Source organism: Ilumatobacter sp. (assembly GCF_030065885.1).
Lineage (GTDB): Bacteria > Actinomycetota > Acidimicrobiia > Acidimicrobiales > Ilumatobacteraceae > Ilumatobacter.
Map to the genome: position 1 here is coordinate 1 of NZ_JASJCS010000040.1, position 21,762 is coordinate 21,762.

The following is a 21,762-nucleotide window of genomic DNA, read 5'->3' on the forward strand; positions in this document are numbered from 1 at the left end:
CGACGTCGCTCGCGTCGAGGACCGCACCTACATCTGCTCGCGCTCGGAGGACGACGCCGGCCCGACGAACAACTGGATGGACCCGCGGGAGATGCGTGCGACCCTCCAGCCGCTGTTCGACGGGTGCATGGCGGGCCGCACGATGTACGTCATCCCGTTCAGCATGGGGCCACTCGGCTCCGACATCGCCCAGCTCGGCGTCGAGATCACCGACTCGGCGTACGTCGCCGTCAACATGAAGATCATGACCCGCATGGGGCGGGGCGCCATCGAGGTGCTCGGCACCGACGGCGAGTACGTCCCCTGCGTCCACACCGTCGGCGCACCACTCGCCGAGGGCGACGACGACGTCGCCTGGCCGTGCAACCCCGACGTCAAGTACATCGTCCACTACCCGGAGACCCGCGAGATCTGGTCGTACGGGTCGGGCTACGGCGGCAACGCACTGCTCGGCAAGAAGTGCCTCGCGCTCCGCATCGCGTCGACGATGGCGCGTGACGAGGGCTGGCTCGCCGAGCACATGCTGATCATGGGCGTCACCAACCCCGAGGGCGAGAAGACGTTCGTCGCGGCGGCGTTCCCCAGCGCCTGCGGCAAGACCAACTTCGCGATGCTCGTGCCACCGCAGGCGTTCTCCGACGAGGGCTGGAAGGTCACGACGGTCGGCGACGACATCGCCTGGATCAAGCCGGGCCCCGACGGGAAGCTCTACGCGATCAACCCCGAGGCGGGGTACTTCGGCGTGGCTCCCGGCACGTCGTACGCCACCAACCCGTCGGCGATGGAGTCGATCAAGGCGAACTCGATCTTCACGAACGTCGCGCTGACCGACGACGGCGACGTCTGGTGGGAGGGCATGGACGGCGACCCGCCCGCGCACGCGATCGACTGGCACGGCGACGACTGGACGCCCGATTCCGAGGCGAAGGCGTCGCACCCGAACGCCCGGTTCACGGCGCCGGCCGACCAGAACCCGGTCATCGACCCCGACTGGGACGACCCGCGGGGCGTGCCGATCAACGCCTTCGTCTTCGGCGGCCGCCGGTCGGGCACCATCCCGCTCGTCGTGCAGAGCTTCAACTGGGCGTACGGCGTGTACATGGCGGCCACGATGGGTTCCGAGACGACGGCGGCTGCGTTCGGCCAGCAGGGCGTCGTGCGACGCGACCCGTTCGCGATGCTGCCGTTCGCCGGCTACCACATGGGCAGCTACGTCAACCACTGGCTCTCGTTCGGCCGCAGCATCCAGAACCCGCCGCGGATCTTCGAGGTGAACTGGTTCCGCCGCGACGAGAACGGTGACTTCGTGTGGCCGGGCTTCGGCGAGAACATGCGCGTCCTGCAGTGGATCGTCGAGCGCTCGCGTGGCCGCGCGGTCGGGGTCGAGAGTCCGCTCGGCTGGATGCCCCGCTACCAGGATCTGAACTGGAAGGGCCTCGAGAACTTCTCGGAGGCGCAGTTCCTCGAGTGCATGTCGATCGATCGGTCGGACTGGAACGCCGAGCTGCTCGAGGTCGAGGAGCTCTTCATGCGGCTCCACACCCGGTTGCCGAACGAGATGCGCTGGACACGTGCGCTCACGGCCGGTGCGTTGTGGCGGTCACCCGAGCACTGGGAGATGAACCCCGACCCGACCTGACCGGCGCGACTCGATCGGCTCCCGCTACCGGGAGGCCGCTGCTTCCCACGATGCCTGCGGGACGGCGCCCGCGTGGTCCGGCGCGGCGGCCGGCGCCTGCCTGCGCGGGCCGACGTCGCGGTCGGTACCACCGTCGGCATCACCGTCGACACCAGGCGCGTCGAAGGCCTCGCGCAGCGACGACGCGACGAGCCACGCGGCGAGCGTCGCGATCGCGAGTGCCGTCGCCACCAGGACGACGGCGGCTCCGCGGCCGGCACCGGTACCGAGCACCGGGCCGAGGACCGGCTCCAGCGCGCCGCCGTCCCGCATCGAGGGGGTCGCGGCGCGAGCGATCACGACACCGGCGAGGACCGACCCGACCGGCTCGAGCGCCCGGCCGATGGCGGAGCGCAACCCGAAGACGCGGCCATGCATCCTGGACGGGGTGTGCTCGTGGAACAGCGTCGCCACGCCGGCCTGGACGACCGGCACGGCGACGACGGCGACGACCGCGCCGACCACCACGAGGGCGAACGATGGTCGCGACGCGGCCACGAGGCAGCCTGCGGCCAGCCCGCCGAGGGCGATCGCGAACGCGCGGATGGGGCGCGCCGGGACTCCCCTGCTCCCCAGCACCGCCGACGTCGCGATCATCGCCAGCCCGGCCGCCCCGAGCGGAACGCCGGCCCGAGCCACACCGCCGACCTCGGTGGCGATCGTGAGCAGGGCGATGTTGAAGAAGGCGAGGCAGAAGTTCACGACTGCCATCACCAGGAGCAACGTCGCGATCGGCCGGCCATCACCTCGGAGGTACGTCCACACCGCGCCCCAGCGCCCGGTGTCATCGCTGGCGGTGCCGTCGTCGACATCGACGAACCGCACGGCGATCACGGTACCGATCGCGATCGCGAACGTGATCACGTCGACGATGAGCACGGCCTCGACGCCCCACCACGCGATCAAGGGCGTCGCGACGACGGGACCGAGCACGATGCCGGCCGCCGGTCCGAGCTGAACGAGGCCGTTCGCACGGCCCAGCGCCTCGGGTGCGACCAGTGACGGAATCGCCGCCTGGCTGGCGGGGAACTGGAACGACGAGCCGAGGCCACCGACGAAGCCGGCGACCGCGAGGTGCCACACCTCGAGCGAGCCGGCGATCGCCAACGCGAGCGCGACGACCGACCCCGACGCTGCGATGGCGTCGCCGACGATCATGGTCGTGCGGCGCGGGATCCGGTCGACGAGTCCCATCAACGGCCCGGTCAACGCGAACGGAGCCGCGGTGAGGGCGCTCAGGAGCCCGAGCCACGCAGCATTCCCGGTCTCCACGAAGACGTGGACCGCAACACCGATCGCCGCGACGACGCTGCCGATCCCCGATGCGGTCTGGCCGATCCAGATGGTGATGAATCGGCCACCGAGCCGTGGACGGTCCCGCGCGACCGGCGTCACCGGCTGAGGCGGACGTCACGCCGATGCCAGCGGGACCGATCGGTGCCGGCGCGGCGTCGCACGTGTGGATGCTGCTCGAGGGCGAGGTAACGGGCGAGATCAGGGCTGTGGTGTCGGCTCATGGTCCTCATTCAAACAGATTGAACGAGATGATTCAAGTGGTTTGAATGATTGTTCAACGACGATGAACATAGACTGGCCCGATGCCGCCGGAAATCGACGACGCGGGTTGGACGCCGACGCCCGGGGCCGCTGAACCCCTCGACGAGTTCGAGATGCACGATCTGGAGCTCATCGCCGACGTCACGCACCCCGTGCGCGGGTCCATCGTGCGTCGGCTGCATCAGCCGCGCACCGTCGCCGAGCTGGCCGACCTGCTCGACGTGCCCGTGACCCGGCTCTACCATCACGTCAACCGGCTCGAGGAGCGGGGCCTGATCCGCGTCGTGGCCACCCGTCGGGTCGCCGCCGTCACCGAACGGCGCTACCAGGTGGTGGCACGGTCGTACCGGATCGCACCGGAGCTGTTCCACACCATGGACGACCGGGAGATGGCGATCGCGATGGGCTCGTTGTTCGACGTCGCCAAGCTCGGACTGCAGCGCGAGATCGAGGGTGGCGGCTACCGGAACGTCACCGCGCCCGAGGAGCACTCGTGCCTGTCGCTCGGCGAGATCAGCGTGTCACCAGCACGCCGCGCCGAGCTCCTGCGGCGCCTGACCGACATCGTGCGCGAGTTCGGGTCGGACACCGACGAGGACGCGCCGGACGCGACCCGCATGACACTGTTCGTCGCGGCCTACCCCGAGACGTTCTGACCGAGCCGGCGGCGGCCGCCCCGCGCCGACGATGGGAACCCGCGACGCACGCGCTCACTGCGACGGCGGCTTGGGCTCCTTGGGGAGGCCGAGGACTCGCTCGCCGACGATGTTGCGCTGGATCTGGCTGGTACCGCCCCAGATCGTCTCGGATCGCGAGAAGAAGAACGCCGACATCATCGAGCTGACCGGGTAGCCGGCGCGGCGCGTGTCGCGCCCGGCGCCCGGCCACGAGCCCGACTCGGGGCCGGTGTCGATCAGCATCGACTCGGCGCCCCAGACGTCGAGCGCCAGCTCCATCGCCGCCTTGTGCATCTCGGACCAGAACATCTTGTTGGTCGCCCCGAGCGCCGCAGTGCCCATGTCCTTCTTGCCCGTGACCGCCGAGGTGAGGTTGCGCAGACCGTTGATGCGGAGGATCTGGATCTTCGTGTAATACGCCGTCAGCCGCTGGCGGATCACGGGGTCGTCGATCGCCCCGTTCGCCTCGGCGGCGGCGCGCATCAGCCGGAACTCCTCCTCGAAGCGGCGGTAGCCGGTGGTCGCCGACTGGCCGCGCTCGAACGCCAGCGTCGAGTTGGCCACCTTCCAGCCGTTGTTGACGCCGCCGACCACGTTGTCCTTCGGGCACCGGGCGTTGTCGAAGAACACCTCGCAGAACTCGGCGGTGCCGTCGGGTTGGGTGATGCCGCGCACCTCGACACCGTCCTGCTTCATCGGGACGAGCAGGTACGAGATGCCGGCGTGCTTCTTCGCATCGGGGTCGGTCCGCGTGAGCAGGAAGCAGAAGTCGGCGTGGTGGCCCTGGGTGGTCCAGACCTTCTGTCCGTTGATCACCCACTCGTCGCCGTCGAGCACGGCGGTGGTCGTGAGGCTGGCCAGGTCGGAGCCCGAGTTCGGCTCGGAGAAGCCCTGACACCAGCTCGTCTGGCCCTTGAGGATCCCGGGGAGGAATTCCTGCTTCTGCTCCTCGGTGCCCCACTGCAGCAGCGTCGGGCCCACGAGGGTGTCGCCGAAGAAGTCGCCGCGCATCGGCGCCTTCGCCCGTGCGAACTCCTCGGCCAACGCGACGCCCTGCATCGTCGTCAGACCCTTGCCGCCGTACTCGGTGGGCCACGTCGCGCAGATCCAGCCGCCCTCGAACAGCTTCTGCGGCCAGTCGGCGTTGAACTGCTTGCGCTCGTCGTCAGACATCTCGAAGCCGTCGTCGAACCAGCCGGCGGGCAGGTTCTCCTCGAGCCAGGCCCGGATCTCGACGCGGAACTCCTCGGCCTCGGGGGGGTACGTCAGGTCCATGCCCACCATTGTGGACGAAGACTTGACCCGCGGGTCAAGTCGGGGGCGGGCGCAACGGGGCACCACCTCGCCGACGGCGATGAGGCGAGCGCGCCCCGCCGGCGCGCCCGCCTCGGTGCCGGACCGGCTTCGCCGGTCGGCGAAGCCCGACCAGTCAGTTGATCCGTTCGATGAGCCCCTGCGCCCCCGACCCCTCGACGAAGAGGCCGGCCGCACCCTTCACGCGCTCGTGGAACTCGGGGTTCGTCATCTGCCACTCGTGGCCGGCGTCGAGCTGCTCGGGCGTGTCGAACCCGGTCAGCCAGACGACATCGGCGAACCCGCCGTACGTGGCGGCGGCGAACATGTTCGGGGCATCGAGCTCGCTGTGACCGAACTCCTGCATCGCGACACCGAACTCGATCGCCTCGGCGTACTTGCCGTTGGCCATCGTCGCCTCCATCGTCACGACGTACTTCGACGGCGCCTCGGCCGGCGCACCCGAGATCACCGACGCCATCCGGTCCTCGGCGGTGCCCTCGTAGAGCTCGTTCATCGACATCACCATGTCCATGTAGGTGGCGTCGGCCATCATCTTCTCGTTGGCCTCGAACAGCTGCGCCTGGGAGTCGAGCCGAGCGCTCCACATGATCGTGCCGGCCGGGCGTCCGAACCGCACACTCCAGACGCTGATCTCGAGGCCCGTGATCTGGTTGACCTTGCCCGCGATCTCGACCGCACTTCCCATCGCTTCGAGCAGCTTGGAGGGATGGGCTCGGCGAGCCCGATTGAACAGGTACATGGGTGAATCTCCTTCGATGCCGGAGGCCGGTTGGACCGAGGGGCGATAACGACCTTGCACGTCTCACCCGATGTGGTCTATGACGTAGGTCACACAACGCCTCGAGGCGCGTGCGGCTCGGCACGAGGGGTTGGCCAGGAGGGGGCCATGGTCACGACGTCCACGCTCACCGTCGGCGGCTTCATCGCGGCCCGCGGCCGCCATGTCGAGTTCGCCGCAGGGCAGCCGCTCTTCTTCGAAGGCGACCGCTCCCACAGCGTGTACGCCTGCGTGGAGGGCAGGATCCGCGTGTTCGTGACGCTGCCGTCGGGGCGCGAGCTGATCATCGGGATGAAGGAGGCCGGCGAGGAGTTCGGCGAGCTGTCGGCGATCGACGAGCGGCCCCGGTCGGCCAGCGCGATCGCGATCGAGCGGAGCGTCGTGGCGCACCTGCCGGGCGAGCGGTTCCTCGACGACCTCCAGCACGAGCCGGACCTGGCAGTCGCGATGCTGCGAAGCCTCGCCGCGCAGCTCCGCCGGGCGAACGCCCGGCTCCGAGCCCGCAACGGCGACAGCGCGCTTGTGCGCACTGGACAACTCCTGATCGAGCTGTCGTCGCTCAAGCTGCGCCACGACCGGCAGGCAGCGCACATCGAGCTGCCGATCACCCAGGCGGACATCGCCGAATGGACCGGAGCGACCCGCGAGTCGACCGCGCGTGCGCTCGGCGAGCTCCGGCGCGACGGGGTGATCGACACCGGCCGCGGGCGGATCGTCGTCCGCGACGTGGCGGCCCTGGTCAGCCGGATCGAGTCGGCCTGACGGCGGCCGAGCGCACGACGTCAGGGCGCCGCGCCGGCGCGGCGACCTCGACGTTGGAGTCGCCGGCGACGGCGGTCGAGGCGGCGGCGCACCTTCGCGTAGGACGGCGGCGCCGCCCGCTGCAGCGGTCGACCGTCGACGAGCACCTCGTCGGTGCGGCCGAAGCGCACCGCCGTCGCACGATCCGTCGTGTCGAACGAACGGAACCGGATCTCGTCCCCGAGCTCGGCGGCAGCCCGGCGGGCGCGATCGTGCACCATGTTCGCGGCCGGGCACCAGCCGCTCAAGAACGCGGTCACGTCCACGGTGTCGGGGTCGCGTTCGGGCGGATCCTGCGGCACCAGCCATCGCGGCGCCGTCGCCTCGTCGCTGAACCGCTTCCAGACCAGCTCCCGTGCGCCGCGCCGATCGGCGGTGACGTAGCCGTGCTGCTTGAACCAGGCCGCCTTCATCCAGACCGGCGCGTGCAGGCCCCAGGCGACCATCCCGAGGGCGCCGTGATCGCGTGCGTCCGCCTCGGCGGCCTCGAGCAACCGGGCACCGATGCCGCCACCCTGGACGTTGCCGGCGCCCTTCCGATGACCGTGCACCCAGATGCACAGGATCATCGACAGGTCCTCGCCCTCGGCCGGCGAGTGCTCGATCGGGAGGTACTGGATCATCCCGACCGGCCGGTCGTCACCGGTCACCGCGACCTTGACCCGCAACCCGCGCTCTCGGTGCAGCTCGAACCATCGGCGTTTGAGCTCGAGGCCCTCCTCCATCTCGGGCGACCACTCCTCGAGGCAGACGAAGTAGGCGTGCTGGTGGCGGTCCGGCAGATCGATGATCTCGACGTCGGGCGCGCCAGAACGACGGCGCATCCTCATGGGTCGATCGTCGCGCCAGGCGGCCGATTCGTCCAGGGCACGACCCAGTACGTGCTCAGCCGGATTCACGTGCGGTGGGTGCGCAGCTTCTTCAGACCGGAAGGCCGAGGCGCTCGTACGCCGGAGCGAGCTGCTTGAGCTCGGGCATCACGCTGCCGGCGAAGAGGCGCAGGTTGCGTTCGGCCTCGGCGGCCGGCATGCCCGCGTACGAGCAGACCGCCATGTATGCGTCGCAGTACGTGTTGTCCTGGATGGTGACGACCTTGTCGTAGACCTGCTCGGGCGTGCCCCAGACCTGGATGCCGAGGAAGAACTCGGTCATCCGCTCGCGACCGCCCGGTTCGGTCAGGCGGTCGTACATCTGACCGTGGAATTCGTAGCCGGGCGTCTTCGAGAGATGGTCCCGGTCGAACTCGTAGTGCTTGACGACCGAGTCCCAGTAGCCCCCGATGTAGCGGCGGGCCAGCTCCTCGGCCCGATCGGCCGACTCGTCGACGAACGTCCATCCGGCGCAGTAGGGCGGCGGAGGCTCGGCACCGTTCGCGTCGCGGTAGACCGAGCGGTACTCGGCCAGCTCTTGGCGATGCACCTTCCACGGCTTCTGCGGGATGATCAGCAGCCCGACACCCATCTTCGCCATGATCGCCGCCGACTCCGGCGAGATCGCCGCCGCGTACGTGCGACCGCGGAACGTGCGGTGCGGTGCCGGACGTAGGTCGACCCGCGGCTGGCGGACGTAGTCACCGTCGTACTCGACGTGGCCCTGTTCGAGCCCGGTCAGGATCATCTCGGCGGCTTCCGCGAACCGGCTCCTCGCCTCGGGCATCTCGACGCGGAACCCGTCGAACTCGACCCGCCCCGTGCCGCGACCGATGCCGAAGATCACACGACCGCCCGACAGCGCGTCGAGCATCGACACCTGTTCGGCGACTCGCACGGGGTCGTGCCAGGGCAACACGCACACCATCGAGCCGAGCTGGATCCGCTCGGTGCAGCCCGCCATGTACGTCAAGAACTGCATCACGTCGGGGCACATCGTGTAGTCGGTGAAGTGGTGCTCGACGCTCCAGATCGAGTCGAAGCCGAGTGGCTCGGCGAGTCTCGCGAGGCGGAGGTCGTCGGCGTAGACCTCGTGATCGGGGCGCGCACGGTCAGGGTTCTGGAAGATGACCGAGAGGCCGACATGCATGGCGCCGATCGTACGAGACGCTTCACACGGCGTTCACAGCGGACGAACCTGCTCGTCACATCGACCGGCTTGGATTGCGGCATGGCACGGTCCGCTCCTGCGAACCCCGCACCGACCCCCCTTGCGGTGCGAGATCCTCACCCCCTCGAGCATCTGACGCCGCAGGAGCGGGCCGTGTACCACGTGCTGGCGGAGCACCGGGGCCGCGTCGTCGGGCGAGCCGAGCTCGCCCGACGCGCCGGCATCGCCGACCTCAGCCCGAGGCGCTGTGACTCGCTGATCGTCGGCATCCGCCGGCGCCTTGGCGCCGACAGCGTGCGCACCGTGCGCCGCCGCGGCTGGATGCTGAACTGAACCGAACGGGCTCCGCCGGCCGGCGAAGCCGGACCGGCGGCGACTCCCGAGCTCGCCGCCTCCGCACCGCTTCGGCGCTCACCCGCCCTAGCCATCCGACGCGGCCGGAACGGGCTCCGCCGCACCGCCTCGGCGCTCACCCACCTCAGCCATCCGACGCAGCCGGTCTCCCGGCATCACGGGGTGACCTGACGCCATCGGGTCACTGCGATCGACCGGCCGGTCCGCACCGTCACCCCTGATCTGGTGCCATCGCGTCGACGCGATCGACCGACCGGTCCGCGGCAGTCACGGGCGGCCCGGCAGCCGCACCAACTGGTCACACAGACGAAACATCGGCAAGACAGCCACGAAATGACGCCGTTCTACGGTCGCCCGCAGCCCGGCCGGCAACGAGGCCGCCAGGTCACCCCTACCCACATCCCCTACCACCACCACCGAGGAGGACGTCGTGCGCAAACGTGCGCTTCGAATCATCTCCGGCCTGGGCGGCGTCGCCGCGATCATCGCAGTGACCCCGTCGATCGGCTTCGCCCAGGACGGCCCCACCACGCAGGACTACTTGAACAACCTCTGGGTGTTCATCGCCGGCTGCCTGGTGTTCTTCATGCAGGCGGGCTTCGCACTCGTCGAGGCCGGGCTGACCCGCGCCAAGAACGTCGTCAACATCTTCGCCAAGAACATGGCCGACGCGATCATCGGCGTCACCGCGTTCTTCGCCACCGGCTACGCCCTCGCGTTCGGCGGCGACGGCTGGTTCGCCGGCACCGACGCCTTCTTCCTGGCGGGCGAGGACATGGCTGCGATCCCGGAGGGAGGGCTGAGCGTCGCCACGACGTTCTTCTTCCAGGCCGTGTTCGCAGCGACCGCCGTCACGATCGCCTCAGGGGCGATGGCCGAGCGGACGAAGTTCCCCGCCTACCTGATCTTCGCCGCGGTCATGTGCGCGTTCATCTACCCGGTCGTCGTGCACTGGACGTGGGGCGGCGGGCTCATCGCGGACATCGAGATCGGTGACGCGGTCTACTCCGACTTCGCCGGCTCGGGCATCGTCCACATGACCGGCGGCATCGCAGCACTGATGGGCGCCTGGTTCCTCGGGCCACGCCTCGGCAAGTACGACTCGAACGGCAAGCCACGGGCGATCCCCGGCCACAACATCCCGTTCGCGATCATCGGCGTGTTCATCCTCTGGCTCGGCTGGTTCGGCTTCAACCCCGGTTCCGAGCTGCTGGCCGACGAGTTCGTCATGACGGTTGCCGTGAACACGATGCTCGCCGCCGTCGCAGGCGGCCTCTTCTGCACCGTGACGATCTGGCTGGTGGCCGGCAAGCCCGACGTGGCGATGATCGGCAACGGCGTCCTGGCCGGGCTGGTGGCGATCACCGCACCGTGCGGCGCCGTCGACCCGTTCCCGGCGTTCATCATCGGCGGCATCGGCGGTGTCCTCGTGGTCTTCTCGGTGTTCTTCTTCGACCGCATGAAGATCGACGACCCGGTCGGTGCGATCTCGGTGCACGGGGTCGTCGGCGCCTGGGGCGTGCTGTCGATCGGCTTCTTCGCGAAGTACGACGATGCCTTCCTCGGTCGCGAGGATGCGGGACTGCTGTACGGCGGCGGCATCGACCAGCTGGTGGTCCAGGTCGTCATGCTCGTGATCATCGCCGCCTGGGTGGCGATCACGACCGGGATCCTGTTCTACGCGATCAAGTCGACGATCGGCCTCCGCGTCAGCGCCGAAGAGGAGAGCGAGGGCCTCGACGTGCTCGAGCACGGCCTCTCCGGCTACTCAGGCGACCTGGTCAACGTCGGCTGAGCAACGGCAACTGCAACGACACGACGCGACAGCATTCGAGAGGAAACAGACATGAAACTCATCACCGCCGTCGTCAAGCCGTTCAAGCTCGACGACGTGAAGGACGCACTCAAGGCCGCCGGCGTCGCCGGCATGACCGTCACCGAGGTCCGCGGCTTCGGCCGCCAGGGCGGCCACACCGAGACCTACCGCGGCGCGGAGTACAAGATCGACTTCGTGCCGAAGGTGGCGATCGACCTCGTGGTCGACGACGCCCAGGTCGACGCAGCCGTCGACGCGATCACCTCCGCGGCCGCCACCGGCAAGATCGGTGACGGCAAGGTCTGGGTGAGCGACGTCAGCCGGCTCGTCCGCATCCGCACCGGCGAGGAGGGCGCAGACGCGGTGTAACCGCACGCTGACGCCACGCCCTCACGGGCATCACCTCGCTCTTGCGGGGTAGGGGCAGTCCCGGGTCACAGCGATGTGGCCCGGGATTGTTTCGTCTCGGGGCGGTCAGCGTGGCCGAGCGCCGGGCTGGAGATGCGCACGGCGGGCCTTGCGGTTGCCGGCCTGAGGCCGGCCGCCACGCTCGGCGTTCGGGCCGCGCGTGTTGGAGCCACCACCCTTCGAGACGCGGCGGTCCGGGCCGCCCTGCTGCGGAGAACGGCCACGACCCGAGCGACGAGTTCGATCGTCGCGACCTCGTCCGCCGTCGCGGTCGCCTCCGCTCGAGGGTGTCCCGGAACCGGCCCGCCCGCCATCGGACGAACGGTTGCGGTGCGCTGCGGCGCCGCTCGAGCCCTGCCCCGTGCGCTGCCCCTCGATGCGGCGACGGCCGCTGCGCTTCGGACGGGTCGGCTCGTCGCGGCGAACGACGGGCGGCGCCAGCTCACGGTCACCCGCCAGCGCGCCTTCGGGCATGATCGTGGTGTCGGGGTCGGTGAACGGCACGTCGAGGCCGATCAGGCGCTGCATCTTGCGGAGCTCCTTCGCCTGACCGGGCTGCACCAGCGACACGACCAGACCGTCGGCGCCGGCGCGGGCAGTCCGTCCCGAGCGATGTACGTAGGCCTTGTGGTCCTCGGGTGGGTCGTAGTGGATGACCGAGGCGACCCCGTCGACGTGGATGCCCCGGGCCGCGACGTCGGTCGCCACGAGCGCATGGACCCGGCCCTTGCCGAAGTCGTCGAGGGCTCGGTTGCGCTGGCTCTGGCTGCGTCCACCGTGGATCGGCGCCGCCGCGAGGTCGAGCTTGCCGAGTTGCTTCGCCAGACGGTCGGCGCCGTGCCGGGTGCGGCAGAAGATGATCGAGGGCCAGGCAGCCTTGACCACCTCGGCCACGACGGGATTGCGTTCGAGGCGCTCGACCTTCCAGAACCGGTGATCGGCGGACCGGACGTCGGGCGTGCCCTCGCCGACCTCGTGCCGGACCGGATCACGCTGGTACTCGCGCGTCAGCTTGGCGACGTCGCCGTCGAGCGTGGCCGAGAAGAGCACGGTCTGCCGCTCGGGGGCGGTCCGGTCGAGCAGGCGCCGCACGGCGGGCAAGAACCCCATGTCCGCCATCCGGTCGGCCTCGTCGAGCACGACCTGCACGACGTCCGCGAGGTCGACGTCGCCTCGCTGGAGGAGGTCCTCGAGGCGGCCGGGGCACGCCACCAGGATGTCGACACCACGCCGCAGTGCCTTCAGCTGCGCCCCGTACCCGACGCCGCCGTAGACGGCGTCGACGCGGACACGGCCCGAGAACGAGCGGAGCTCGCTCGTGATCTGCTCGGCGAGCTCGCGGGTCGGTGCCAGGACGAGCGACGTCGGACGCCGAGGTTCGGATCGGGTGGTGTTGGCGACCAGCGGGACGCCGAACGCGAGCGTCTTGCCCGAGCCGGTCGGGGCGCGGCCGCACACGTCGCGGCCGGCGAGCCCGTCGGCGATGGTGGCGGCCTGGATGGCGAACGGCTCGGTGATGCCGCGACGCGCCAGCGCGTCGCAGATGAATTGGGGGACGCCCAGCTGGGCGAAGGTGACGGGGGTGGTCATGGCGTCGCTTTCCGGCCCGCGACGAGCGCGAGCAGATGAGGGGTTTCGGGGGTCTGGGTGGCTCACGATGACGCTCCGCGAGGAGGTGCGAACCAACGCCCGTCTGCGAACCCACCGGGTGGTCGTCACCCGGGCGGACCGCACCGTAACCGGACAACCGCGCGAATCCTCTGCGCCACGCGGCCCGGTCGGCTCGGTACGAGCTCCGGCGCCGGCTCAGAGCGTGGCGTAGAGGTCGACGGGGTTGCCGTCGGGATCGAACAGGGTGGCATAGCGCTGACCCCAGAACGCGTCGAACGGCTCGAGCTTGCTGGTGTAGCCGGCGGCGACGACCCGCTCGTGGGTGGCATCGACGTCGGCCGGCGACTCGCAACGGAACGCGAGACCGATCCGACGGCCGCCCGACGGCGGCTCCCACTCGCTGAACGACTCGATGACCGCGACCGAATCGAACATCAGCCGCACGCCGTCGCCGAGCGCGACCTCGACGTGCCCCTCGGCGTCGGCACCGGCCGGGATGTCGAGGCCGAGCAGCCGGTAGAAGGCAAGCGCGGCCGCCATGTCGTCGACCACGATCCCGAACGCATCAAGTGTTGCCATGGGCTCCAACGTACGTGGCGGGTGTCACACCGAATCACACGGTTCACACCGTCCGTTCACACTGCGGAAACAAACCGAACCTAGGTTCCCGGCCCGTATGGACTCCGGAAACATCGCTTGGGTACTGACCGCCGCCGCTCTCGTGGCCTTCATGACACCGGGTCTCGCGTTCTTCTACGCGGGCATGGTCCGCTCGAAGAACGTGCTCGGCATGCTGATACAGAACGTCTTCGCGATGGGCCTGATCAGCGTGCTCTGGGTGACGATCGGATTCTCGCTGGCGTTCGGCGGCGAGAGCAGCCTGATCGGCAACTTCGACTACGCCTTCGGCTACGACATCGCCGAAGCCGGACCGGACTTCATGGCGTTCTTCGCGTTCCAGATGATGTTCGCCGTGATCACGCCCGCACTCATCACGGGTGCCACCGCCGACCGCCTCAAGTTCGGGAGCTACGCGCTGTTCATCGCGGTCTGGTCGATCATCGTCTACTCCCCCGTCGCGCACTGGGTGTGGGGTGCGGGCGGCTGGCTGTTCGAGGGCAAGTGGTTCCTCAACGGTGAGGTGCAGGACTTCGCCGGCGGCGCCGCCATCCACATCAACGCCGGCATCGCCGCCCTCGTCCTGGTCGCCGTCGTGGGCGCTCGTCGCAGCCACGGCACCGAGCCGATGCCACCCCACAACCTGCCGTTCACCGTGCTCGGCACCGGCATCTTGTGGTTCGGCTGGTTCGGCTTCAACGCCGGCTCCGCGCTCGCCGCCGACGGCACCGCCGCCCAGGCACTCGTCAACACGCACCTCGCCGCCGCCGCGGGCATGCTCGGCTGGCTCGTCGTCGAGAAGATGAAGGCCGGTCACGCGACCGTGCTCGGTGCGTGCTCGGGTGCCGTCGCGGGCCTCGTCGCGATCACCCCGTGCGCCGGCTTCGTCGGCGACTACTCGCCGGTGCTGATCGGACTGATCGCAGGTGCCGGCTGCTACCTGGCGCTGCAGGTCAAGGAAGTCCTCCGCCTCGACGACAGCCTCGACGTGATCGCCGTCCACCTGGTGGGTGGCCTCATCGGCACGCTGCTCGTCGGCGTCTTCGGTGACAGCGAGGTCAACGGCCGCGACGGCCTCTTCTACGGCGGCGGCATCGACCTGCTCGTCGACCAGTTCATCGGCGCCGTCTCCGTGATCGTGTTCTCCGGCGTGGTCACCTACGTGATCGCCGTCGCCATCGACAGGACCGTCGGGATGCGCGTCGACCACGACGCCGAGCTCGAGGGGCTCGACCAGAGCCAGCACGCCGAGTCCGCGTATCAGGCATGATGGGCCCGCAACGACGTCGCACGACCGCGAGTCCGTCCCCTGCAAGACGGGTCCGCGTATCGGGCATGATGGACACGACAACGACGTCACAGCAGAGGGAGTCGATCTCATGAAGTTGGTCACCGCGGTCATCAAGCCGTTCAAGCTCGACGAGGTGAAGGACGCGCTGAAGGCGGCCGGCATCGCCGGCATGACCGTCACCGAGGTCCGCGGCTTCGGTCGTCAGGGCGGCCACACCGAGACGTACCGTGGCGCCGAGTACCAGATCGACTTCGTCCCGAAGGCCTCGCTCGACGTGGTCGTCGACGACGATCAGGCCGACCTCGTGGTCGACACGATCGCCCAGGCCGCGGCCACCGGCAAGATCGGCGACGGCAAGATCTGGATCACCGACGTCAGCCGCATCGTCCGGATCCGCACCGGCGAGGAGGGCGGCGACGCCGTCTGACGCCTGACGTCTGACGCCCGACGTCTGACGTCTGACGGCTGACGTCGCCCGGCGAGGCGCCGTCGCTCACCGGTCGACCGCCGGCTGCGCCGCGACCCGTCACTCCGACCGGTCACTTCCGAAGATTTCCTCCGAGCGCGCATCCACCGGGGGGATCCGCTCCGTAGCACCGAGTACCCACTCATCTACGGAGGTTCCCCCCAGCCATGCGTACCTACACCACCCGGGCCGCTGCCCTCACCGCCGCAGTCGCCCTCACACTCGCTGCGTGCGGTGACGACAGCAACGACGACGCTGCCGACGCCCCGGCTGCCGCCGACGAGGCCGGCTCCGAGGAGTCGACCGACGAGGCGAGCTCCGACGAGGCGTCCGAGCCCGGCACCATCGTCGACGTCGCCGTCGCGAACGGTTCGTTCACCACGCTCGTTGCGGCGGTCCAGGCCGCCGGCTTGGTCGACACCCTCTCGGGCGAGGGCCCGTTCACGGTGTTCGCACCGACCGACGACGCGTTCGCTGCTGCGCTCGAGGCGCTCGGCCTGACCGCCGAGGAGCTGCTCGCCGACACCGAGACCCTCACCTCGATCCTGACCTACCACGTGCTCGCCGGTGAGGTCGACGCCGCGACGGCGATCAGCCTCGACGGCCAGACGTCCGCCACGGTCAACGGTGCCGAGATCTCGATCAGCGTGGTCGACGGCAACGTGATGATCGACGACTCGACCGTCATCATCCCCGACGTCGCCGCCAGCAACGGCATCATCCATGCGATCGACGCCGTGCTCCTGCCGCCGGCCGACGACATGGCCGAGGAAGAGGCGACCGAGCAGACCGAGTCCGACATGGCCGAGGAAGAGGCGATGGCCGAGACCGGCACGATCGTCGACGTCGCCGTCGAGGCCGGTTCGTTCGAGACCCTCGTCGCAGCGGTCCAGGCCGCCGGCCTGGTCGACACGCTGTCCAGCGAGGGCCCGTTCACGGTCTTCGCCCCGACCGACGAGGCGTTCGCCACGGCGCTCGACTCGCTCGACCTGACCGCCGAGGAGCTCCTCGCCGACACCGACACGCTCACCTCGATCCTCACCTACCACGTGATCCCCGGCGCCGTGCCGGCCGCCGACGTCGTCACCCTCGACGGCCAGTCGGTCGAGACGGTCAACGGTGCAGAGGTCGCCATCTCGATCGACGGCGACACGGTCATGGTGAACGACAGCATCGTCAGCGCCGTTGACGTCGATGCCAGCAACGGCATCATCCACGTCATCGACACGGTCCTCCTTCCCTGACGGTCCTGTGGGGCGGGTACCGGCGCCCTTCTCGCCGGTACCCGCCCCGAACACGCTCATGAGCATCACCCTCACATCGCCGACACTGCGACGTAGCCTCGTACCGCGAGAGCGGTACGATTTCGGCGTGCCAGCGGCCACCACCACGATCGACCCGGCGTCACTCGACGCATCGTTCGCAGCCGGCCGCGTCGGCGTCCGCGAGGCATACGACGCCCACAGCAGCCTCGTGTACTCGCTGTGCCGAAGGGCGCTCGACGCCGAGGCCGCCAAGGACGTGACCCAAGAGGTGTTCGTGTCGGCGTGGCGAGGGCGCTCACAGTTCGACCCGAACCGCGGCAACCTCGCCGCCTGGCTGGTCGGCATCACCAAACGCCGCATCATCGACCACGTCCGCTCCGAACGCCGACATGCCGACCGGCGTGCCGACGAGGCAGCCGACACGCCGTCACACCATCCGAACGAGGCCAGCGTCGAGCGGGTCGCCGACAAGGCGCTCGTGGCAGACGCGTTGCGGATCCTGCCCGACCGAACCCGCGAGATCATCGAGCTCGCCTACATCCACGACCTGACCCACCACGACATCTCCGAGCGAACCGGGGTGCCGCTCGGCACCGTCAAGAGCGACATCCGCCGCGGCCTGCAGCGGATCCGCGATCACCTGGAGTACTCCCATGTCTGACACCACCGGACACGACGACCTGAGCCGCGTCGAAGCCCTGCTCAACGAGCTCGATGCGTCCGATCTCGAGCTGCTCGACCCGCCCGCCGACGTGTGGGCCGGCATCGAGGCCGAGCTCGGCGACGAGGCCGTCGCCACCCCCGCCGACATCGCACCGGTCGTGTCGCTCGCCGAGCGCCGCAACCGCTGGATGCGCCCCGTACTCGCCGTCGCTGCGGCCGCTGCGATCGTCGTGGTCGGCGCAGCTGTGGTCTTCACCGGCGACGACGCCGAGGTCCTCGCGGCCGCCGACCTCACCTACGACGCCGCAGCGTTCGACCCGCTCGGGGAAGGTGCCAGCGCCACGGCCGAGCTCGTCGAGGGCGACGACGGCTTCGAGATCGTGCTGACCGACTCGTCGCTGCCGTCCGACCTCGCCGAGAACGCCGACCTCGAGCTCTGGCTGATCGAGGCCGATGCCGACGGCAACCTCGTCGACGTCGCCTCGGTGGCGCTCGTCGAGGGCGCCGGCAGCTACGCCGTGCCGGCCTCGATCGACGTCGACACGCACCGCATCGTCGACATCAGCGTCGAACCCCGCGACGGCGACGACGCCCACTCCGGCCGCTCCATCCTCCGCGGCACCCTCGACGCCTGACCGCCTGCCGGTTCGAGCTCGATCTCCGGTCACTGCGCAGGCAAGCGGCCCGCCGCGCACGTCGATGCAGCGTGGCGGACGACCTCGTCAGTCGCTCGCCTGCTGAGCGTCCTGATCAGCCCGATCTGCCCGCCGGGCGCGATCCCGCTCCGCGAACGGCTCCTGGGTCCACTCCCAGTCGTCCTCCGTCGTGTCATCGGCTGCCACGTAGAGTTCGCGGAGGAGTTCGGGAATCTCGGAGTACGTCTCGATTCGGATCACCGAAACCCGATAGCGCCCGAGTACTGCGTCGGTGAGGCCGTCGGGAGGACCGCCCGCGGGGAGGATCGCGAAGTGCTCCGGCGAATGTGCGCAGTGGTCGAGGTCGGCTGTATCGCTGAGGAAGAGGTGGCGGCGGAGGTTTCGATCGGTCATCGCCGACCCGATGAAGAGACACGGCATCCGGCGCAGGACGTCCGCCATCACCGTGTTCCCGAAGCTGTCCGTGTCGTACGAGGCAACGTAGTAGTCCTCTTCCGCGATGAGCAGCGACGAGGCGTCATCGCTCGGGTGCACGATGCTGACGTAGCCGTGGCAGTGGAAGACGGGGATCTCGCCCGTCCGCCGCTTGGTCGAGGACCGTCCGATCGGCTGGAGCAGCCCCTTGAGGTACTTGCTGCCGAACGACGCCTCGACGAGGTTGTCGTAGTTCGTCGTCAAGACGGCACCGACGTGCCGGTTCGTCACGACCCGATCGGTCTCCGTCGACGGGCGAGCGTTCCTGGCGCCCGGCCTGGCGGCGCAGAAGCTGATGACAGCATCGAGGGTCCTGTTCTCGTCATACACCTCGGGGGCCAACATCTTGAGGGGCGTCGGCGTGCGCTCCTCGACCGGCAACGGCTGCTCGTCCTGCTTCTCGGCCCGCACCGCGACGTCGCGGTACAGAGCCTCCCGCACGAGCCGCTGGAAGTCGCCATCTGAAGCGATGCGCGAGCGGGCATACGTGAGGATCACGTCGGGCTGCGGCATCCGGCACGCCGGCACTCGGCCGTCGAGCAGACCTTGATGGTCCCGGTCCCGCGGGTCGAGAAGCCCCGATCTTCCGGCCGCCTCGAGAACTCGTGTGGCGAACGTCGCGTAGTCCGGCACACCCGACGCGATCGAGACCCCTGCGCCCAGCACGAGTCCGATCTCGGGGGCCGACCGGTAAGTCTCGATCAGACGTTGACGCGCGTCCATTCGTCCCGACCTCGGGTGTCCACGTCGAACACGAAGCTCTCACGCGCAATCGTAGAGCGCGCGGCGGCACATCGCCGTCGCCCACGACGTCGCCATCTGGCTGACCCGGCAAGCGATCACCGATGGCCATCGTGCCGTGGATCTGGTTTACGGTCTGACGCATGACAGTGACCGACGCTGCCGCCCCCACCAAGCAGGAACGCTGGACCGCCCAGTGGAAAGAGCTCTACCACGAGGTCATCACGACCGGGTTGTGCACCGGCTGCTCTGCGTGCGTCGTGACCTGCCCGCACGACGTGATCGGCTACGAGCACGAGGAGGGCAAGTACATCCCGTTCCACCTCGAGGAGGAGCTCGGACTCGACGACTGCGTCCACGGCTTCGGTTCGGGGGGCGGTTGCACGACCTGCACACGGGCGTGCCCGCGCTTCCGTGCGTGGGAGGTGTCGGCCGACATGCACCTGTTCGGCCGGGTCCGCGAGCCCGACGAGATGGCCGGCGTCTGGCGGCAGCTCTACCTCACTCGCGCCAGCGACGAGATGGTGCACAAGATGGGTCAGGACGGTGGCCTGGTCTCGGCGATGCTGATCTGGCTGCGCGAGCACGACTACATCGACGGCGCGCTCGTGTCGGGCGTCGAGGAGGACGACGCCTGGAAGGCGAAACCGGTCGTGGTCGAATCGAAGGAGGAGATCCTCGCCACCGCCGGGTCGCGCTACACGTACTGCGCCAACCCGCTCGCGCTGCCCGAGGCCAAGGAGCGTGGCATGGATCGGCTCGCGCTCGTCGGCATGGGCTGCCAGACCTCGTCACCGCCGACGATGTGGGACCGCAAGGCCGGCAAGGTCTCCAAGCCGTTCCTGTTCAACATCGGCCTGCTGTGCTCGAAGACGTTCGACGACGCGATCTTCAAGGAGCTCTTCGAGGACAAGTACGGCCTGAAGAAGCAGGACATGGTGAAGATGAACATCAAGGGCGTCTTCCAGATCTGGATGAAGGACGGCTCGTACCACGAGATCAACCTCAAGGAGTGCCACGCCTGGACCCGCGAGGGCTGCAAGCACTGCCCCGACTTCGCCGCCGAGCACGCCGACGTCTCGACCGGCGGCATCGGTGAGGACAACGACTGGACGCTCACCGTCGTGCGCACCGAGCTCGGTGAGGAGGTCATCAACCGCATGATCGCCGACGGCTCGATCATCTCGAAGCCGGCGCAGGAGGACGAGACCGCGATGCGGTTGCTGCGGCTGCTGTCGATCGTCAGCCGCCGCCGGTGGCCGAAGGACGCCGATCCGGCACCCGCGATCGGCGTGCCCCCGCCCAAGAAGAAGAAGGCGGCGGCTCCCCCGGCCGATGCCGCGCCCACAGCCGCCGACTGACCCGACGCCGGCAGACCGGCTGCCGGGCCGGCGATTCGATCGGTTCAGGCGGCGACCACGCCGGCGACGCCGATCAACACGACGCCGATGCCGAGCACCTGGCGCCGGCTGACGTCGTCGTGGAACACGACCCGACCGACTGCAACGGTGACCGCCGGGAACATCGACGCCGTCACCACGGCGGGGGTCGGGTCGGCCTGCACGCCGAGTAGGAAGAACACCGTCGACAACGCTGCGGCAGCGCCCGCCGCGAGGCCGACGAGGCGGACGCCGGTGAGCGGCGGCCTGCCCTGTGTGCGTGCGACGGCGACGACCATCAATGCACACGCCGCAACGCGCTGGGCGAGCGCCGGCCACGCACCGCTCTCCTCGGTGGCCTCCTGGATGATCGAGAGACCCACGCCGTAGCCGAGTCCCGACGTTGCACCCCAGATCAGCCCGACCGACAGGTTGCGGACCGGGCCGCCGCCGGCGGTGATCAACAGCAGCCCGCCGACCGCGACGACAGCACCACCGACGGCCCACGAAGACGCGTCGGCGCCCCGACCGACCGCATAGCCGAACGGGATGACCGCGCTGAGCACGGCGACCGTCGGCGCGATGATCGCCGACGAGGCTCGCGCCAGCCCGCCGAGATACCCGGCGAGGCCGACGCCCATGCCGACACCGGACACGAGCCCGATAGCGACGTCGCGACCGACGAAGTCACCGTCGACGACGAACAGGAGCATCGCCGACACGACGACGGCGACCGCCTGGATCACCATCGATGCGACGAGCGCACCGCGGCGCGCCACCACGCGACGACCGAACAGGTCACTGACGCCGATCGACAGCGCCGTCAGGATCCCGTACAGCGCCCCCATCAGGAGGGCAGGCTAATTACACGCGGCGAGGCTGGCTTCGAAGTCGGCCATGATGTTCTGCGCCTGTTCGTTGCCGCGAGCGGCCTTGTCGGCCACGTCGTCGAGGTCGACGAAGCCCTGCGCCTGCTCCTCGGTGAGCGTGAACCCGGTGACTTCGTCGCGCATGCACTCCTTGACCGACTCGTCGACGTCCAGCGACTCGATCACCTCGAGCGCCAGCTCCTCGGCGGGCGGCGAGGACGCGCCGCAGGCCGTCAGCGCACCGGCAGCGAGCACGGCGAGGAGAACGGCGCGGCGAGGTCGCTTCACAGCTCCGCGAGGCTA

The 21,762-nt window shown here is 69.4% G+C and carries 22 protein-coding genes; 12 read left to right on the forward strand and 10 right to left on the reverse strand.

The features are described 5' to 3' along the window. A partial coding sequence (locus QNJ12_RS10560) for a phosphoenolpyruvate carboxykinase (GTP) (protein ID WP_300622599.1) occupies nt 1-1,639 on the forward strand: 1,639 nt, incomplete at its 5' end. 24 nt (nt 1,640-1,663) lie between these two features. On the opposite strand, the gene QNJ12_RS10565 is transcribed toward QNJ12_RS10560, so the two are convergent. Then, complete coding sequence (locus tag QNJ12_RS10565; protein ID WP_300622601.1) at nt 1,664-3,073, reverse strand: MFS transporter; 1,410 nt, start codon at nt 3,071-3,073, stop codon at nt 1,664-1,666. 203 nt (nt 3,074-3,276) lie between these two features. Here QNJ12_RS10565 and QNJ12_RS10570 point away from each other — a divergent pair, with 203 nt between their 5' ends. Beyond that, nucleotides 3,277-3,891, forward strand: coding sequence for a helix-turn-helix domain-containing protein (locus QNJ12_RS10570; RefSeq protein WP_300622603.1), 615 nt, complete (start codon nt 3,277-3,279; stop codon nt 3,889-3,891). A gap of 54 nt (nt 3,892-3,945) precedes the next feature. On the opposite strand, the gene QNJ12_RS10575 is transcribed toward QNJ12_RS10570, so the two are convergent. Together QNJ12_RS10575 and QNJ12_RS10580 are read right to left on the reverse strand one after the other, a co-directional pair. Further along, nucleotides 3,946-5,187, reverse strand: coding sequence for an acyl-CoA dehydrogenase family protein (locus QNJ12_RS10575; RefSeq protein WP_300622604.1), 1,242 nt, complete (start codon nt 5,185-5,187; stop codon nt 3,946-3,948). Nucleotides 5,188-5,341: 154 nt separating this feature from the next. Beyond that, the gene (locus tag QNJ12_RS10580) at nt 5,342-5,968 is read right to left on the reverse strand and encodes a hypothetical protein (protein ID WP_300622605.1); all 627 of its coding nucleotides are present in this window, start codon (nt 5,966-5,968) and stop codon (nt 5,342-5,344) included. A 147-nt stretch (nt 5,969-6,115) separates the two neighbouring features. On the opposite strand from QNJ12_RS10580, the gene QNJ12_RS10585 reads away from it, so the two are divergent. Further along, a complete protein-coding gene (locus tag QNJ12_RS10585; RefSeq protein WP_300622606.1) occupies nt 6,116-6,769 on the forward strand; it encodes a Crp/Fnr family transcriptional regulator in 654 nt (217 codons plus the stop codon). A 20-nt stretch (nt 6,770-6,789) separates the two neighbouring features. On the opposite strand, the gene QNJ12_RS10590 is transcribed toward QNJ12_RS10585, so the two are convergent. Both QNJ12_RS10590 and QNJ12_RS10595 read right to left on the reverse strand, forming a co-directional pair. Further along, nucleotides 6,790-7,638 (reverse strand): GNAT family N-acetyltransferase, encoded by an 849-nt coding sequence (locus QNJ12_RS10590; RefSeq protein WP_300622607.1) that lies wholly within the window; start codon nt 7,636-7,638, stop codon nt 6,790-6,792. A gap of 91 nt (nt 7,639-7,729) precedes the next feature. After that, nucleotides 7,730-8,827 (reverse strand): LLM class flavin-dependent oxidoreductase, encoded by a 1,098-nt coding sequence (locus QNJ12_RS10595; protein WP_300622608.1) that lies wholly within the window; start codon nt 8,825-8,827, stop codon nt 7,730-7,732. 126 nt (nt 8,828-8,953) lie between these two features. On the opposite strand from QNJ12_RS10595, the gene QNJ12_RS10600 reads away from it, so the two are divergent. From QNJ12_RS10600 to QNJ12_RS10610, 3 genes are all read left to right on the forward strand, one after another. Continuing rightward, nucleotides 8,954-9,181: a helix-turn-helix domain-containing protein gene (locus tag QNJ12_RS10600; protein WP_300622609.1), complete on the forward strand. Its 228-nt coding sequence runs from the start codon at nt 8,954-8,956 to the stop codon at nt 9,179-9,181. A gap of 451 nt (nt 9,182-9,632) precedes the next feature. Continuing rightward, the gene (locus QNJ12_RS10605; RefSeq protein WP_300622610.1) at nt 9,633-10,997 is read left to right on the forward strand and encodes an ammonium transporter; all 1,365 of its coding nucleotides are present in this window, start codon (nt 9,633-9,635) and stop codon (nt 10,995-10,997) included. Between the two features lie 51 nt (nt 10,998-11,048). Continuing rightward, nucleotides 11,049-11,387 (forward strand): P-II family nitrogen regulator, encoded by a 339-nt coding sequence (locus QNJ12_RS10610; RefSeq protein ID WP_300622611.1) that lies wholly within the window; start codon nt 11,049-11,051, stop codon nt 11,385-11,387. Nucleotides 11,388-11,492: 105 nt separating this feature from the next. Here QNJ12_RS10610 and QNJ12_RS10615 read toward each other — a convergent pair whose 3' ends face one another. Together QNJ12_RS10615 and QNJ12_RS10620 are read right to left on the reverse strand one after the other, a co-directional pair. Continuing rightward, nucleotides 11,493-13,016 (reverse strand): DEAD/DEAH box helicase, encoded by a 1,524-nt coding sequence (locus QNJ12_RS10615; RefSeq protein WP_300622612.1) that lies wholly within the window; start codon nt 13,014-13,016, stop codon nt 11,493-11,495. Nucleotides 13,017-13,232: 216 nt separating this feature from the next. After that, on the reverse strand, nt 13,233-13,616 hold the full coding sequence (locus QNJ12_RS10620) for a VOC family protein (RefSeq protein WP_300622613.1): 384 nt from the start codon (nt 13,614-13,616) through the stop codon (nt 13,233-13,235). Between the two features lie 97 nt (nt 13,617-13,713). On the opposite strand from QNJ12_RS10620, the gene QNJ12_RS10625 reads away from it, so the two are divergent. From QNJ12_RS10625 to QNJ12_RS10645, 5 genes are all read left to right on the forward strand, one after another. Then, nucleotides 13,714-14,925, forward strand: coding sequence for an ammonium transporter (locus QNJ12_RS10625; RefSeq protein WP_300622614.1), 1,212 nt, complete (start codon nt 13,714-13,716; stop codon nt 14,923-14,925). A gap of 109 nt (nt 14,926-15,034) precedes the next feature. Beyond that, a complete protein-coding gene (locus tag QNJ12_RS10630; protein WP_300622615.1) occupies nt 15,035-15,373 on the forward strand; it encodes a P-II family nitrogen regulator in 339 nt (112 codons plus the stop codon). 206 nt (nt 15,374-15,579) lie between these two features. Further along, nucleotides 15,580-16,656, forward strand: a complete 1,077-nt coding sequence (locus QNJ12_RS10635) for a fasciclin domain-containing protein (protein WP_300622616.1) — start codon at nt 15,580-15,582, stop codon at nt 16,654-16,656. 127 nt (nt 16,657-16,783) lie between these two features. Beyond that, complete coding sequence (locus tag QNJ12_RS10640) at nt 16,784-17,338, forward strand: sigma-70 family RNA polymerase sigma factor (RefSeq protein ID WP_300622617.1); 555 nt, start codon at nt 16,784-16,786, stop codon at nt 17,336-17,338. Continuing rightward, nucleotides 17,331-17,975, forward strand: coding sequence for an anti-sigma factor (locus tag QNJ12_RS10645; protein WP_300622618.1), 645 nt, complete (start codon nt 17,331-17,333; stop codon nt 17,973-17,975). The genes QNJ12_RS10640 and QNJ12_RS10645 overlap by 8 nt, the downstream gene beginning before the upstream one ends. An 87-nt stretch (nt 17,976-18,062) precedes the next feature. Here the strand turns inward: QNJ12_RS10645 and QNJ12_RS10650 are convergent, their stop codons facing one another. After that, entirely contained in the window at nt 18,063-18,983 is a 921-nt protein-coding gene (locus QNJ12_RS10650; protein WP_300622619.1) for an SIR2 family protein, read from the reverse strand. Nucleotides 18,984-19,354: 371 nt separating this feature from the next. On the opposite strand from QNJ12_RS10650, the gene QNJ12_RS10655 reads away from it, so the two are divergent. After that, nucleotides 19,355-20,572 (forward strand): Coenzyme F420 hydrogenase/dehydrogenase, beta subunit C-terminal domain, encoded by a 1,218-nt coding sequence (locus tag QNJ12_RS10655; RefSeq protein ID WP_300622620.1) that lies wholly within the window; start codon nt 19,355-19,357, stop codon nt 20,570-20,572. Between the two features lie 44 nt (nt 20,573-20,616). On the opposite strand, the gene QNJ12_RS10660 is transcribed toward QNJ12_RS10655, so the two are convergent. Together QNJ12_RS10660 and QNJ12_RS10665 are read right to left on the reverse strand one after the other, a co-directional pair. Next, on the reverse strand, nt 20,617-21,438 hold the full coding sequence (locus tag QNJ12_RS10660) for an EamA family transporter (protein WP_300622621.1): 822 nt from the start codon (nt 21,436-21,438) through the stop codon (nt 20,617-20,619). A 12-nt stretch (nt 21,439-21,450) separates the two neighbouring features. Further along, entirely contained in the window at nt 21,451-21,747 is a 297-nt protein-coding gene (locus QNJ12_RS10665) for a hypothetical protein (RefSeq protein WP_300622622.1), read from the reverse strand. Nucleotides 21,748-21,762 lie beyond the last annotated feature (15 nt).

Bases quoted from the DNA above. Each gene is read 5' to 3' on its own strand.
- QNJ12_RS10590 (WP_300622607.1), bottom strand. From the start codon at position 7,638: ATGAGGATGCGCCGTCGTTCTGGCGCGCCCGACGTCGAGATCATCGAT.
- QNJ12_RS10660 (WP_300622621.1), bottom strand. From the start codon at position 21,438: ATGGGGGCGCTGTACGGGATCCTGACGGCGCTGTCGATCGGCGTCAGT.
- QNJ12_RS10615 (WP_300622612.1), bottom strand. From the start codon at position 13,016: ATGACCACCCCCGTCACCTTCGCCCAGCTGGGCGTCCCCCAATTCATC.
- QNJ12_RS10580 (WP_300622605.1), bottom strand. From the start codon at position 5,968: ATGTACCTGTTCAATCGGGCTCGCCGAGCCCATCCCTCCAAGCTGCTC.
- QNJ12_RS10645 (WP_300622618.1), top strand. From the start codon at position 17,331: ATGTCTGACACCACCGGACACGACGACCTGAGCCGCGTCGAAGCCCTG.
- QNJ12_RS10655 (WP_300622620.1), top strand. From the start codon at position 19,355: ATGACAGTGACCGACGCTGCCGCCCCCACCAAGCAGGAACGCTGGACC.
- QNJ12_RS10585 (WP_300622606.1), top strand. From the start codon at position 6,116: ATGGTCACGACGTCCACGCTCACCGTCGGCGGCTTCATCGCGGCCCGC.
- QNJ12_RS10595 (WP_300622608.1), bottom strand. From the start codon at position 8,827: ATGCATGTCGGCCTCTCGGTCATCTTCCAGAACCCTGACCGTGCGCGC.
- QNJ12_RS10625 (WP_300622614.1), top strand. From the start codon at position 13,714: ATGGACTCCGGAAACATCGCTTGGGTACTGACCGCCGCCGCTCTCGTG.
- QNJ12_RS10620 (WP_300622613.1), bottom strand. From the start codon at position 13,616: ATGGCAACACTTGATGCGTTCGGGATCGTGGTCGACGACATGGCGGCC.
- QNJ12_RS10630 (WP_300622615.1), top strand. From the start codon at position 15,035: ATGAAGTTGGTCACCGCGGTCATCAAGCCGTTCAAGCTCGACGAGGTG.
- QNJ12_RS10570 (WP_300622603.1), top strand. From the start codon at position 3,277: ATGCCGCCGGAAATCGACGACGCGGGTTGGACGCCGACGCCCGGGGCC.
- QNJ12_RS10575 (WP_300622604.1), bottom strand. From the start codon at position 5,187: ATGGACCTGACGTACCCCCCCGAGGCCGAGGAGTTCCGCGTCGAGATC.
- QNJ12_RS10635 (WP_300622616.1), top strand. From the start codon at position 15,580: ATGCGTACCTACACCACCCGGGCCGCTGCCCTCACCGCCGCAGTCGCC.
- QNJ12_RS10650 (WP_300622619.1), bottom strand. From the start codon at position 18,983: ATGCCGCAGCCCGACGTGATCCTCACGTATGCCCGCTCGCGCATCGCT.
- QNJ12_RS10610 (WP_300622611.1), top strand. From the start codon at position 11,049: ATGAAACTCATCACCGCCGTCGTCAAGCCGTTCAAGCTCGACGACGTG.